Raw genomic sequence first — 13,962 nt, 5'->3', positions numbered from 1 at the left:
CTCCACACCGTTTGCATCGTACCGCTGCGCCCAGATCCCGTAGTTGTCACCCGCATCCGGCTGCACAAAGAACAGCACCCGCCCGCCATCAGCCGTTACCGAAAGCGCAGGATCAGAGGCAATCAGCGTCGTCGGCAGCAGCTGCCGCGGTCCGTCCAGATCCGCCACAGCGGGGGGCGCATCAATGGTCTGCGTGTAGATCTCACCGAACCCAGCAGAGTTCTCATACTCCCAAGTTACGATAAGCTGCCCATCGGGAAGCTGATCGATATCGGCAGTATAGTGGGTGGAATTGTCAAAGCTGCCCTGTCGGCTGTTGATGGTCGCGACACCGGTGATCGCAGTGCCGTCAAGATCAAAGCTTTGGACATGGAACTCATTGGAGGACAGGCTGGTGCGCCAGAGCGCAGCGAGGCCGCCGCCCTCCAGGGTAATCACCTTCCAGTCGCCCGCAGCCTCCTGATAGTGGCGCACCGCAACATCGGTGGCCAGCACGCGCTCGGTCCCGACGGTCGTGCCATCTGCGTCGTATCGCTGGAAGCGCAGATCTTGCGGGTTGTCGTCATGCAGCCAAAACACCATGAAGCCGCCGTCCGCCAGCGCCAGCATCTGCGATTGCTCCTGTTCCTCATCCGTGGTTGTGTTCACGTGGAATTCGCTGCCAACAGGCGCCCCTGCGGCGTCATACATCTGTCCAAAGATACCGCCGGTTGCGTCGCTGCCCCAAAGGCCAGCTCCGTCGCTCCAGGTAACGACAAAACCGCCGCCCGCCAGGGCCAGTACTTCAGCTTCGCCTTCTCCGTTGAACTGAGGATCGCGGATGCGGAAATCGTCCCCCGCTGGGGTGCCTGTACTATCGAAACGCTGGCCGTAGATACCTCGCAGGCTGGTATCGTCATGAGATTCAGACCATACGGCCACAAAGCCGCCGTCTGCCAGAGCTGTTACTTCCTGGTCTCTGGCGTAATTGGCGGTGGTGTCGGCGGGGGTGATCAGGAAATCCTCACTGCCCAAGACCAGGTTGCCATTGGCATCCAGAATGCGGCCCCTGACCTCACCGATGCCATTGGCGATGCCCGACACCCAGGTAACCAGAATGCGGTCATCGTTCAGAACGGTGACCTCGGGCTGGGTTTGCGCGTCGGTCTCGACAGTGTTGATCTGGTAGATCGCTCCGGTCTCCACACCGTTTGCATCGTACCGCTGCGCCCAGATCCCGTAGTTGTCACCCGCATCCGGCTGCACAAAGAACAGCACCCGCCCGCCATCAGCCGTTACCGAAAGCGCAGGATCAGAGGCATTGTTTTGGAGAAATGTCTGCTGTGTCAATTCACTCATCGTGTTCTTTCTAAGTCGATTTCAATCCCATTCCTCTTACGGTTGATGAGTTAATGGATTGTTGTTTTCTCGTTTCCGTGGAGTAGTTGATTTGCCTATAAAAACAAGGTTTTGAGGCGGGCGCCAAAATGCTGCCCTGTGGATCTTTAACGGAACGGAGGTCGGAGATACCAAACAGGAGGGGCCTATTCACCGGTGTTTAGGCTTAGGACTTCGGCAACGGGGGGCGTCGCAGGAAAGTGATTTCATGCCCGTAAATTGTTCCGCCAGAGGGCTTTGTCGATGGCATGGATGCCTCCTCCCGGTGGCATCGTAATGTGCCAATGTGATGTTTGTTGAAGCCCTCACAGAAGGGGAGAGTATCCATGCCATCAACAAAGTCCATCTGCCCATTAAATAGCGGCTGAAAGGGTAGGTAGGTTGCGGCGGTTGTGTGCTCCCGCAACCAAAAATAACGCACAACGCCGCCTCTTGTGAGGCGGCGTTTTTGTGTTCCGCCAATGAGTCACTGCCAGACCGAACAATGGCGCGCTGACAGCCTTCAATCGCGCTTTGATTTATCGGGAAATCGACCTGCAACAAAGGGCTCCGCAAAGCCGCAAGCCATCAACGGAGAAGGGGGAAGGTCGTAAGCACTCTCTTCTGCCAAGCTGTTTGCGGATTTCAGAGATTGATTGGTCAACAAAGACAAAGCGGTGAACGGCGGCTTGATATTTGGCATGTCGCTAAGTCCTGGGTAAAAATACACAGGTATAAAAAACGCCCTCGGCTGTTTGAGACCACCTTAACGGGCACTGGTATCTTTATCCGCTTCAGGAAACATGGAGACGACCGTATGACTTGTCGCAGCCTACCGCGCTTCTACTCCCCCAGGGTGATCGACGGGGGCGATACTGGCGATGGAAATGGGGGGCCGGATCAATTCAAAAACTAGGTTTCGACATGTTCAGGAGGATCAGACGGATTTAAAGAGTTCGGTGTATCGTATGGCCCCAAAGTCTTCACAAGACTGCTGCCTCTGGCAATCCGCTTCGACACAGGGAGATCCACTATATCAGCGCGTCAGCGGTAATCAGATCCCATAGCCGGACCAGGAAGTTGTGCTCTTCCATTACGGAATTCCAGATCACGATCTGACTTTGCCGCGTTTCATAACTACCGCCCTCGCGGCGTTCTCCGGGGTGATAGACGACATTCCCAAACGCGTCACGGATTTCGCAAGCGGCAGGTTTGCCACCATACCAGAAATCCCACTCAACCGATGATAGATGCGCGCGCGTCGCGCTGGGGGCAGCCATATAGGCACCATTGCGCGCCATAATCGCGCCTGCGGGGCCGGACAGCCACCAGTTCAGATAAGCGTAGGCAAGGTCCTCGGTGCGCTGATCGAGATGCCGGGACAAGGCCATGCCGCCGCACCAGCCGCGATAGCCTTCGCGCGGTGCGCACATCCGGATGGGGATACCCTTGGCCTTTTGCGCGAGGTAATTCGACCACCACATGGTCGAAAGTTTGGCGGTCCCATCTGTGCCAGGCGTCCTATCGGTCCAGAACCCGGCGAAATGACCCGACAGTTGATATTGTTTGACGAGGCGGATGAAACTTCCGATTTCTCCGAGGGCCAGGTTTCCGGGATTATCGCATTGAAACTCGCCCCGTGCGCGCAAGGCCAGCAGCAGATCGGGCACGCCAATGGCTGCATCCGCCTGAATGGCGACCCTGCCGTGCCATTGCTCGGACAAAAGATCGCCCCAGCTCCTGGGCTCGGGTGCGGTGCTGTCGCCGACGATAGCAAAGCTGTCGGCGTTATATACCGTTGGCAGCATCGAAATCTGGCCTGAGGCTGCCGGCCCCAATTCGCCGCTTTCCTGCACGAATAACCGGTCTCGCGGCGTGCCGCGCGACGCCGTCCTGTCGGGGTCGCTCTGGAGCACTGGCCAGGACCAGATCTCGTCCCAGCAGTCGATCCGATCGACCTCGATCGGCCGTAGCGAACGCGCAGGCCAGACCAGATCAAGGTCATGAAACCACTGGTCGTAGATGTCGAAACTGTCTGGCGCCAGTACACCACGACGTTGTGCTTCGATCCCGTCCAAGGCGGTGAACTCAAGCCGGATACCCAGATCAGCCTCTGCCGAGGCGAGGACGGTGTCGATCAGCGTCACTCCGGTTCCCAACACGCGCAGCACGGGTGGGTTGGTATGCAACGGCGGCGATGTCAGTGGTTCCGGCATTTTGCTTTATGTCTGTCAGGATGTTTTCACGTTCAAAAAGGCTTCAAACGAGGCACGCAACAACGTCATGTCCAGGTTACGGCCGATAAATACGAGGTGCGAGCTTTGATCGGAAGGCATCTCACTGTCAAGGTGACGCGGGTGGTGCAACGTGTGGCCGACCCCATCAATCAGGACGATCCCCTCGGGCGTTTTGAGCAGGCATTTTACCCGCAGCAGATTGGTGCCGTGGCGGTGGATAAGCGCAGAGAGCCAGACGACAAACCCGGTCCAGTCGAGCGGATCGTCGAAGCTGAGGCTCAGGGTCTGCGCGCCGGTGCCGTCGCTGTGCGAGGGGGCGCGCGCCTGCGCCGGGACGGGGGCGCTGGTGCCATCGCTGCCGATATCCGCAAAGGTCGGGCACTGCCGGGCATCGAGGAGCTGTGCTGTCGGGTTGATCAGCCCCAGCCGCAACTGAAGGTCCAGAAGCCGATCCTCGGGTACGAGGTCGGTCTTTGACAGCAGGATCGTGCTGGCCGCCGCCACCTGCGCCACCCATTCGGGCTGCTTCGCGTGCAGCGCGGCACCGTTCAGCGCATCGGCCACGGTCACCACGTCCTGCAGGATGACCTGATTGTGCAGCACCGGATCGAAGGTCAGCGTCGACAGGATTTGCGACGGGTCCGCCAGGCCGGTGGTTTCGATGACAATCCGGTCGAATTGCGGCACCTCGCCGTTTTGCGCCTGGCTCATCAGGTTCAGGATGGCGTCCTTCAGCTCGCCGCGGATCTGGCAGCAGATGCAGCCGGAGTCGAGCAGCACGGTATCGGGCGCGATGGTGCCCACCAGCAGGTGGTCGATGCCGACCGCCCCGAACTCGTTTACCAGAACGGCGACGCGGCCTGCGGTGTCATCTTGCAGCGCGCGCGACAGCCAGGTGGTTTTACCAGCGCCCAGAAAGCCGGTCAGCAGGGTGATGGGAACCGCTGTGCGACGCGTCATGACTGCGCTCCTGCCTCGGAGAGCGGGGCGGGAAAGTTCGCCGGGTCCAGCGGGTCAAAACCGCCGCCGAACTCCGCTTCAAGCGCGGCCCAGACCTCGGTGACATTGCTGACAATGGCCTGCCGGCCGGTCAGATTGCGCAGGATGTAGCTCTGCCCCTGCCAATCCGAGAGCTGGATGCGCTTGCGGGCGAGCATGCGGTTGACCACTGCGATCCGCGCCGTCCGGTCCCGCCGCCGCAGCACCGGATCTGCCGAGGCCCTGGTTTCAAACCCGGCGGCGCTCCAGTGGTCATCCGTGCCAAAAATTCCGCATAATCCGCACATGCCGATATCCTCCGGGCTTGGTGATTTATTGGTGGGAGGGGTGGCCCCTCCCACCGTCTGGATCACGCTTTGCGCGGTGCGCGTGCGTTAAAGTCGTCTGCGATCTCGTCGAAGGTGGCCCATTGCACGCCTTCGTGGCTGTTGATGTATTCAATCAGCCGCTCGTGCATCATCAGAACCTGCGGACGGCCCGAGACATCGGGGTGGATGGTCATGGTGAAAACCGCATAGTCGTTTTCACGGTAGACGTAATCGAACTGGTCCTTCCACATCTGCTCGATATCGCGCGGATTGACGAAACCGTGGCTGTTCGGCGCTTTCTTGATGAACATCATCGGCGGCAGATCGTCGAGATACCAGTTGGCGGGGATCTCGATCAGGTCGGTTTCCTCGCCCCGCTCCAGCGGCTTCATCCAGGTGTCGGGATGCTGGCTGTAATCGATCTTGGTCCAGCTGTCGCCGACCCGCACCCGGTAGGGGTGGAAATCGTTGTGCATCAGCGAGTGGTCGTATTTGATGCCGCGCTCCAGCAGCAGCTCGTTGGTGACATTGGAGAATTCCCACCAGGGCGCAACATAGCCGGTCGGACGCTTGCCGCTCAGCGCGGTTGCCAGCTCGATCGACTTATCGAGGATCGCCATCTCCTGCTCGCGGGTCATCGCGATGGGGTTTTCGTGCGAATAGCCGTGAATGCCGATCTCGTGGCCTGCCTTGGCGACCGCTGCCATTTCCTCGGGGAAGGTTTCCATCGAGTGGCCGGGGATGAACCAGGTGGTCTTGATGCCGTATTTCTCGAACAGTTTCAGCAGGCGCGGCGAGCCGACTTCGCCCGCGAACATCCCGCGCGAGATATCATCGGGCGAGTCCTCGCCGCCATAGGACCCGAGCCAGCCGGCAACGGCATCGACATCCACGCCATAAGCGACAAAAATTTTCTTTGTCATTTCATTCTCCCTTAGATGTTGAGGATTGGATGGGTAAGTGCGGGGAGGAGCTGCTCGGCCTGAACCAGCAGCCCCTCATCATTGCCAGAGGCAGCGGACAGCAGGATCGAGCCTTCGACACGGCCCGCTGCATCGCGCAGCGGCACCGCGAGGCCGGGCCAGTCCAGCAGGCTCCCGATCATCGTCGCACCCAGCAGTCTGGCGTTCAGCTCCTGCGCCGCCTTCTGGTCGTTCAGATAGACCGGCAGCGGGTGGCGCAGCGAGGGCACCGTGGGGAAGGCGAGCAGCCTGTCGCCGATCTCGGCGCGGGCCGCCGCAATCAACTGCTCCCGTTTCTGCAGGTAACCGGCATAGTCCACGTCGCTCAGGACCGGCGCCTGCTGCAGCCGCGTGCGGATCACCGGGTCGATCCTGCTGACCTCGTGGCTGGCCAGCAGGTCCGCATATTTCCGCCGGGCCTCGATCGCGACCAGCGGTCCCTCAGCGGCAGTCAGGGCGCGCAACTCGTCCACCACTTTTAGGTGTGCGGCGCGCACGGTCCATCCGGCGGCAGTCAGACGGCTCAGCGCCGCCTGATAGGCTGCGGTGACCTCCGGATCCCAGACCGGCCCGAGGCTCTCTGACAGATCGAGGATCTCGGTCTTTGCCGTGCCGGGGCTGGTTGCTGGCCTCGTGTTCAGAATGTGATCCGCTGCGTGCAGCACGTCAAAGGACCGCGCGAATGTGCCAACGGTATCAAGTGTCCGGGACAGCTCGTGCACGCCGGTTCGATCATAGCGGCTCGCACTGGGCTTGAAGCCGAAGATGCCATTCAGCGCCGCAGGCAGCCGGACGGAGCCCGAGGTATCGGTGCCGATACCGAGATCAGCCAGCCCCGCCGCGACCAGCACCGCAGAGCCCGAGGAAGAGCCACCCGGCAGCAGCGGCACCGTCTCCGACAGGGCAGAGGGCGGGGTGCCGAAATGCGGGTTGATGCCGAGGCCCGAGAAGGCAAATTCCGAGAGGCCGGTCCGGCCCAGCGATACGCCACCGGCGGCCTCGATCAGAGATACACAGGCCGCGTCCTGCGTCGCAGGCTGCACGGATTTGCGCAGCGCCGAACCGCAGGTGGTGATCTCGCCCGTCTGGTCGATAATGTCCTTCCACAGGACGCTCATCCCGTCCAGAGACCCTAACGCCTGACCACGGGACGCGCGGTCTTCGGCCTGTGCGGCCTGCGTCATCGCGCGTTCTGCGGTAATCGCGGTGCAGGCGCCTGTCTCTTGCCAGCCTTCCAGCGCGTGCAGCGCGGCAGCCGTTCGTTCCGTCACCGGAACTGTCGTTGTCCCGGCTGAGTGATGCTCTTCAAAAAATGTCATGATGGTCTCCAGGGGCGGGGGCGATATGCCCCCGCCCGGATTGATCGGCTTAGAGGTCTTCGCGAGCGATCGCATCCGACGGGATGTCTGCGGTTCTGACCCGCTGCATGCCGTTTTCCGCCGTGTAGACCCAGTTCAGATCCACCGAAGTCGCGAGGTACTTCGCATCGTCCGGGTCGTTGGTCTCGGCCTGCTGATGACGCGGCAGGACCCAGGCTTTCATCAGGACGAAATACACCGCCATCGCAGCCGGGAAGCCGACGACATAAGCGTATTGGATGAAATACAGCGCCAGCCCGCCACCAACGGCCCAGGCGATCAGACCCGCCGGGTTCCAGCCGCCAAAGTAACGGAACTGGCCGTCTTCGCGGTAGAGGTCCGGCACGTTCAGGCGGCGACCCCGGATCAGGAAATAGTCGCAGACCATGATGCCGCCGACAGCAGACAGCATCGCGCCATACATGCCGAGGTAGGTGAACAGGTGGTTCAGGATCAGCCAGGGCATGGTGAGCGTGCCGACGATACCCGCAATCACGATGCCCATCGCATAGGTGATGCGCGGCGCGCCAGCGTTCACGAAGGTTAGCGCAGCCGGGATCAGGTTTGCACTGGTGTTGGTGGACCACTGCGCGAGGATGACCATCGCGAGCAGCACGACCAGCGTCACCCCGGTGCCCTGCGCCTGAATGACGTTGATCGGGTTCCAGTCTCCGGTCGCGATAAAGGAAACCGCCCCGATCAGCGCGATCCAGCTCTGCGCCACCGGCAGGGCGATGAACTGCGCCGCAAAGATGTTGCGGTTGCGACGGAAGAAGCTTTTCTCGCCGCTATTCGTCTTCAAAAAACGGGTGATATTGGGGATATCCACCGCAAGTGCCGACCAGAACGCCATATTGGCCACGAAGAGCGCAACGATGCTCATTTCCGCGTCACCGGCAAAGGTCCAGATGTTATGGCCGCTCGCCGAAGCGACGCTTTCGAGGGTGTAATACATCCAGATCGAGATCGCGATGATCGCAGGCGCTGCAATACTGGCGAGTAGTTGCACGGCCCGGATGCCCATCGCGGTGTTGATGATCTGGATCAGACCAAAGGCGACATACCAGAAGACCCAGCTGTCGAAGCCGCCCAGATAGGACACGATGCCGTTCAGCGCGAGCGCTCCGAGGTAGGTCTGGATGCCGAACCAGGCCGCTGCCACGATGCCGCGGGTGACCGAAGGCAGATGGGTGCCGACGGTGCCGAACGGCGCCCGCAGGTAAACCGCAAAGCTGATGCCATGCTCGGTGCCGATATCCGCCGTCAGCGCCATCACCAGCCCTAGCACAAGATTGGCAAGGAAAATGGTTCCGATCACCGTCGTCAGCGGCAATCCGGCAACCCCGCCCGCACCGAGCTGGAAGGTCGCGATAATGACCGCCATACCAATCCAGATCCACACGTAGCCTAGTCCACCAATGGTCCGCTGATTGAGCCAGACCGGCAAAATTGAAGCTTCTAACAGATGCGATTGTTCATCCGCCCTCGGGGGCTGCGCCGCCGCTTCTGAATACGCCATCTCGTGTCCTCCCACGTTATAATGATCTTTAGTATTCATAAGATCATTTTAAAGAAAGGGAAGCCTTTTGTTTCCCAGTGCAGCGGCCTAAGATAGGTTGCAGTTGGGGATTAGGGGCTCGGCGCATGTCAGTTGAGTGGCTGGAATCCGAAACAGAACGCAAAAGCGAAGTTTAAAATTTGTCCATAATTCCCAGATACATATCGATTTCCCAGGCGATCAAAGATGCCATAGAGGCTGGGCGGTTGGAGACGGGGCAAGTCCTGACCGAAGAGCCATTGGCCCGGCATTTCGGCACCAGCAGAACCACGATCAGAAAGGCGCTTGCCGAGCTCCATTCTGTAAAAATGATCACCCGCTTCGAAGGCCGGGGCTTTCTGGTCGGGACTGATTCTTCTGTCCCGCCCCGTCGGGATTCGATTGAACAGGCCCTGTTCGATTCAACAGCAAGCCGCAGCGTTCCAAGAGCGCTGTCCAACCCTGATCAGATCCTGCCAGTCCTGCGCGATGAGCTGATCCGCGCCCTTCCCTTCGGCCCTCTGCAAATCAACGAGAGCAAGCTCACCGAGCGCTTTTCCGTCAGCCGCTCGGTCGTCCGCGACATGCTCTCGCAACTCCGCAGTTCCGGCATCGTAGAGAAGAATGAGCGCTCCAAATGGGTGTTGCCGGTTCTGACCGCTCTGGACGTGCGCAATCACTATCAGTTGCGCATCCTGCTGGAGCCTGTGGCGCTGGCAGAGGCGGCGCCCCATATCGAAAAAAGCTACATTGAACGGGCCTTGGCGCGGGCACGGGAGCTGGACCGCCAAGACGGGGATCTGGACGCAGAGGACATTTCCGAAATGGAAAACGCCTTGCATGTGCAGGCGCTGTCTGGCTGCCGCAACGACCACCTGCTCAAGACCCTTCAAAAATCGCGCCTGGTCTTGGCAATCAATGAAATGTTCCGCCTGCTTCTTGGTCGGTCGCCGGGGACCAGCCGTCTCATTTCAGAACACATCGCGGTTCTTGAAGCTCTGGCGCGCAACGATACAGCCGCCGCGGCCTCCTTACTGGAATTTCATCTTCTGGAAGCACGGGAACGTACCTGCAAAAGGTTGCAAACCCTTTCGGTATTACTGCCACCAGAATTGCCCAGTTATCTGACGCCAGGAATGATCTCGATAAACCAGACCGCATTGCTCAACGGAAAGTAGCGACTTCGGGACGCAATAGACTGTACCTTAGTTCGGGCGGCAACCACACCGCTGCGAGAGGATAAAAGCTGCTTTGGGAGCGGGGCGCCAGATTGATCGGACGGCTGCCCTCAGTGAGCTGCACAGAGGACGTCACGTGTACTACATCTTTGGCGAGATGCCCCATGCCAGCCTCCGCAACGGCGGGAAACCACCAGCCCGTTGCGACTGGCTTTGCGTCCGGTTCGCGACTGTTGATTTGGCGCATCGTCCGCGGTGTCCAGGCAAAATTGGCTGCTAAAGCTTAGATCCGGCTGCTCAGGCGGTTAGCCATTGCTCCAGCTTGGCCGGGTCGGGAAGTCCGCCCACATGGACAAGCTTGCCGTCCACCGCGAGCCCGGGTGTCGACATGACACCTGCCATTGCGATGGATTTCGCGTCCGTCACCTTTTCGAGGGTGATTTCAACGCCCAGTTTCGCTGCTGCGTCGCGGACCATGTTCTCTGTGGTTTCACAGCGCTTGCAGCCGGGACCGTAGACTTTGACAGATTTCACGGGATGTCCTTTCAAGAGCGGATCTATGGGAGCGTTTACAGAAGGAAGTTGAACAGATAGCCAGTGGCGAGAATACCGGCGGCAACTATGGCGATAAAAATCGCGATCAGACGTAGGGTCAGCACCTGTTTGAGAATTATCATTTCGGGCAGCGACAGGGCGATCACCGACATCATGAAAGCAAGCGTCGTGCCAAGGGCCGCGCCCTTGCCAAGCAGTGCCTCGACGATGGGAATGACACCCGCGGCATTGGTGTACATCGGCACGCCCAAGACGACCGCCGCCGGCACTGACCACCATGCCTCACCGCCCATGATTTTCAGCATCATCGCTTCGGGGACATACCCGTGGATCAGCGCGCCAATTCCGATCCCGATCAGCACCCAGATCCAGACTTTGCCGACAATTTCACGGACTTGCTCTGCGCCGGTTTTCAACCTGTCGACGAAAGTAACCGTCTCCTCGGGGAGGGCACCAACAGGACCTGCATTCAGGTCGCGCACCCAGTCCTGCAGATAGCGTTCCAGTCGCATTTTTCCCATCACGTAGCCGGTGACGGTTGCGATCGTGAAACCGAATACAAGGTAGATCGTGGCGATTTTCCATCCCACCAGAGCATAGAGCAGCCCAAGTCCGACCGGACCGACCATCGGACCGGCAATCAGGAACGAAAACGTCACGCCCAAGGGAACCCCTGCGGAGACGAAACCGATGAAAAGGGGCACGGATGAGCAAGAACAAAACGGTGTCAGAACACCAAGAAAGGCGGCCAGCGGATAGCCAAAGAACTCCCGCTTGCCAGCCAGGATGGTACGCGTCTTTTCGGGGCTGAACCAGCTGCGCAGGACACCCGTCACGAAGACGATGCCGGTAAGAAGCAGGAGCACTTTCGGGACGTCATATACGAAGAAGGCGATCGCTTCGCCGGTGTGACTGTCACGGGCAACGGGCAAAAGGCTGGTGACCCATTCAGAAAACGGGATCAACTGCCCGTATACCAGCCAGCCAACGACCGCGGCCCCGACAACAGCCGCATACCACAGCCAATCCGGTGCCGCATGCTTCGCGGGGAGTCCTTGGGTATCTGTGGTCATGCCATCTCCTGTTCGAGAGAGTTTTCCGCCAGCAAGACCGCAGAGATGACAGCCGCGATTTCTGCCGGGATATTCGGGTTATGACGATACCTGACCCATTGAGCGTCTCGCCGGTCGATAACCAGACCAGCTTCGCGCAGCACCTTCATGTGTCGCGACATGCGGCTTTGGCTTACATCAAGCCGCTCCATCAACTCACAGACGCAGTGCTCGCCGCCGTCCCAAACGATGGCGAGGGCGGCGCGGCGGGTCGAGTCATAAATGGCGTTTAGTATCTCTTGCATGACGCATGTATATGCGGCCTGCCGCATATGCGCGTTGATCCACGTCAACTGGCCCCATTGGGTGAATCACTGGATCTCAGCCTGTGGTGCTTGCTCAGCGAAGTCTGCTTCTTTGGGGCGCGGCATCGCCGCGGTGACAACCAGTTGTGCACCCCGGAATGCCTTGTCTGTGATCGGTTTTTCGCCGGTGCTGCCTGAAAGAGGCAGCGGTCCGCAGCAGGCCCGGAGCGCCGCGCCGTGGTGTCAACGCGGCCTGCGCAGCACGCCGTGCTGCGCATAGCCGCGGTAAAGCTGGCGATGCTCTGCCGTGCCGCCGGTCTCTGCGGCAATCCTGTGCAGGGTGGTTTTAAGGTTCAGCCGTGGACTGACGTGAAATTTCGCCAGCCATCGGCGCAGTGAGGCTTCAAACCAGTCAGGCCATCCGGACTGATCCGAGAAATCCACCACATGCAGTTCACCGCCGGGCTTCAGATGAGCGGCCGCCACGCGCAGGGCGGTCTTCCAGTCCGGGATCATCGAAATCCCGTAGGAGACAAAGATCCGGTCGAACCGGGGGCGCTGAAACAGCGTGGCACCGTCAAAATCGCAGGCGTCTGCCTGAGCCAGCTGTGCCCGGTCTTTCAATTTCGCCTGTGCCGAACGCAGCATCTGGGACGAAATATCCAGGCCGTAAAAGGCGCAATGCGGGTATTTGCGGGCCGCCAGATGCAGGTTGCGCCCGGTGCCGCAGGCCACCTCCAGAACATGGGCGCCTTCCTTGGGAGCGAGGTCCGCAATCAGCCGGTCACGCCCGAACAGGTAGTATTTGCGGGTGAGATCATAGATCACCCGCTGATGGCGATAGGTCTGATCCATCAGATCAGCATGGGTCTCCGGTGCTGAATCAAACATGGGAAGGCCCTTTGGTGCGGTAGAGGTGGAAAGCGCCGTAAATGGCCGAACGATCCTCTGCCGTGCCGTTGGCCGAGGCTTCGGCGTCATAGGTCCATTGGTTCAGAAGATCGGGCCGGACCCGGCCGGGAAGGATATCAGCGCTGCCGCCGGTGCGGAAAATCACCCGTGCGCCCGGCCTCGCCGTGCGGGTGATCTGCGCCCAGAGCGCATTCAGCTGCGTATCATTCATCCAGTCCTGCGCATCCAGCAGCACGTACCCGTCTTTGCTCTCGTCCGGCTCTGCCTCCAGCAGATCGGTGAGGGAGCGGTTTACTATCCGGCCATTGCCAGCACTCTGTCGCAGAGCCTCGAAGTTCTCCCGGCTCAGGTAGGGTGGCAAGGATCCATCCGGCGCGGGGTCGTATTGCCGGGCAAAGGCCTGCCAGGCGAAATAATTCTCGCGGATCGGGAAATCGCACATCAGCTTGCGTACCCGTTCGCGCAGCACCGGCAGGACGTCGCCGCCACCGTCGGCGGCCAGCTTGTCATACTGGGCTGGGGGGATGCCAAGGCCGAACAGGGCGGCGCGGAACCCGGCCAGTTTGCGCACCAGCCACATGTCGAACAGCGGCGCAATCTCATCATCGAAAAACGCCTGCTGCTCGTCCAGAGTCCGTGCGGCCAGCAGCGGCGCAAAGTCCACGCGGCCAAGGCGGGCCACCAGATGCACAGCGCCAAGGAAACGCCCCAGCAGACCATGACGGTAAAACCGGTTCTGAAACACGGAAATCCGGCGGCGGATCGGTTGCCGCGCGTCCCAGAAGTCCCGCGCGCGCGGGTCGAGATTGGGGCGGATGTACCGGTCATAAAGCGCGACATTACTGGCCAGATCGGCCCGGGTAAAGAAGTGGTAGAACGCCGCATGATCCGGCAGGCAGCGCGCTGCCGTCAGTTTCAACTGCCCCAGCGCCACATGGGCAGGCGACAGATCAACGGCGGTGACCGACGCGGGGCCCGCGGTGAGATAGGACATCAGGTTGCAGCTGCCGGATGCGATACAGACGAGGTTGTCTCCCGGCTCGATTTCCAGGGCTGCCATATCGACAACCGGATCTTCCCAGATCTGCGGGTAGACAAGGCCCAGGAACAGGCGTGAAAACAGGCGCTCCAGTCGTCCGGTTGCGGCATCGCCATCTTGCAGAACGGCAGCATCCAGCCGCGCCTGTGCAGTCGTGCTCATCG

The 13,962-nt window shown here is 60.2% G+C and carries 14 protein-coding genes; 1 reads left to right on the top strand and 13 read right to left on the bottom strand.

Going from position 1 to position 13,962, the window contains the following annotated elements; translation table 11 throughout:
• From SM764_RS21195 to SM764_RS21160, 8 genes are all read right to left on the bottom strand, one after another.
• On the bottom strand, positions 1–1,338 hold a 1,338-nt coding region (locus SM764_RS21195), incomplete at its 3' end, for a hypothetical protein (protein WP_369002684.1).
• A 541-nt stretch (positions 1,339–1,879) separates the two neighbouring features.
• Positions 1,880–2,059, bottom strand: a complete 180-nt coding sequence (locus SM764_RS21190; RefSeq protein ID WP_369002683.1) for a hypothetical protein — start codon at positions 2,057–2,059, stop codon at positions 1,880–1,882.
• Between the two features lie 328 nt (positions 2,060–2,387).
• Positions 2,388–3,572, bottom strand: coding sequence for an ABC transporter substrate-binding protein (locus SM764_RS21185; protein WP_369002682.1), 1,185 nt, complete (start codon positions 3,570–3,572; stop codon positions 2,388–2,390).
• A gap of 15 nt (positions 3,573–3,587) precedes the next feature.
• Positions 3,588–4,553 carry a CobW family GTP-binding protein gene (locus SM764_RS21180; protein WP_369002681.1) on the bottom strand — a complete coding sequence of 322 codons (966 nt, stop codon included), beginning with the start codon at positions 4,551–4,553 and terminating at the stop codon, positions 3,588–3,590.
• On the bottom strand, positions 4,550–4,879 hold the full coding sequence (locus SM764_RS21175) for a hypothetical protein (RefSeq protein WP_369002680.1): 330 nt from the start codon (positions 4,877–4,879) through the stop codon (positions 4,550–4,552). Before SM764_RS21175 ends, SM764_RS21180 begins: the two co-directional genes overlap by 4 nt.
• A 62-nt stretch (positions 4,880–4,941) precedes the next feature.
• On the bottom strand, positions 4,942–5,823 hold the full coding sequence (locus tag SM764_RS21170) for a polysaccharide deacetylase family protein (protein ID WP_274836431.1): 882 nt from the start codon (positions 5,821–5,823) through the stop codon (positions 4,942–4,944).
• A gap of 11 nt (positions 5,824–5,834) precedes the next feature.
• Positions 5,835–7,181 (bottom strand): amidase family protein, encoded by a 1,347-nt coding sequence (locus SM764_RS21165; protein ID WP_369002679.1) that lies wholly within the window; start codon positions 7,179–7,181, stop codon positions 5,835–5,837.
• 49 nt (positions 7,182–7,230) lie between these two features.
• A complete protein-coding gene (locus SM764_RS21160) occupies positions 7,231–8,739 on the bottom strand; it encodes an NCS1 family transporter (RefSeq protein ID WP_369002678.1) in 1,509 nt (502 codons plus the stop codon).
• Positions 8,740–8,918: 179 nt separating this feature from the next.
• Between SM764_RS21160 and SM764_RS21155 the strand changes: the two genes are divergently transcribed.
• Positions 8,919–9,935 carry a GntR family transcriptional regulator gene (locus SM764_RS21155; protein WP_369002677.1) on the top strand — a complete coding sequence of 339 codons (1,017 nt, stop codon included), beginning with the start codon at positions 8,919–8,921 and terminating at the stop codon, positions 9,933–9,935.
• A 297-nt stretch (positions 9,936–10,232) separates the two neighbouring features.
• On the opposite strand, the gene SM764_RS21150 is transcribed toward SM764_RS21155, so the two are convergent.
• From SM764_RS21150 to SM764_RS21130, 5 genes are all read right to left on the bottom strand, one after another.
• Positions 10,233–10,469: a thioredoxin family protein gene (locus tag SM764_RS21150; RefSeq protein ID WP_065271767.1), complete on the bottom strand. Its 237-nt coding sequence runs from the start codon at positions 10,467–10,469 to the stop codon at positions 10,233–10,235.
• 35 nt (positions 10,470–10,504) lie between these two features.
• Positions 10,505–11,563 carry a permease gene (locus SM764_RS21145; RefSeq protein WP_368948895.1) on the bottom strand — a complete coding sequence of 353 codons (1,059 nt, stop codon included), beginning with the start codon at positions 11,561–11,563 and terminating at the stop codon, positions 10,505–10,507.
• Positions 11,560–11,847 (bottom strand): ArsR/SmtB family transcription factor, encoded by a 288-nt coding sequence (locus SM764_RS21140; protein WP_368948896.1) that lies wholly within the window; start codon positions 11,845–11,847, stop codon positions 11,560–11,562. Before SM764_RS21140 ends, SM764_RS21145 begins: the two co-directional genes overlap by 4 nt.
• Before the next feature lie 243 nt (positions 11,848–12,090).
• Positions 12,091–12,738, bottom strand: a complete 648-nt coding sequence (locus SM764_RS21135) for a class I SAM-dependent methyltransferase (protein WP_369002676.1) — start codon at positions 12,736–12,738, stop codon at positions 12,091–12,093.
• On the bottom strand, positions 12,731–13,960 hold the full coding sequence (locus SM764_RS21130) for a BtaA family protein (RefSeq protein WP_369002675.1): 1,230 nt from the start codon (positions 13,958–13,960) through the stop codon (positions 12,731–12,733). Before SM764_RS21130 ends, SM764_RS21135 begins: the two co-directional genes overlap by 8 nt.
• Positions 13,961–13,962 lie beyond the last annotated feature (2 nt).

Source organism: Pseudophaeobacter sp. 1A16562 (assembly GCF_041008785.1).
Lineage (GTDB): Bacteria > Pseudomonadota > Alphaproteobacteria > Rhodobacterales > Rhodobacteraceae > Phycobacter > Phycobacter gallaeciensis_A.
The sequence above is the reverse complement of the archived record's forward strand: the minus strand, read 5'-3'. Positions and strand labels throughout refer to the sequence as shown.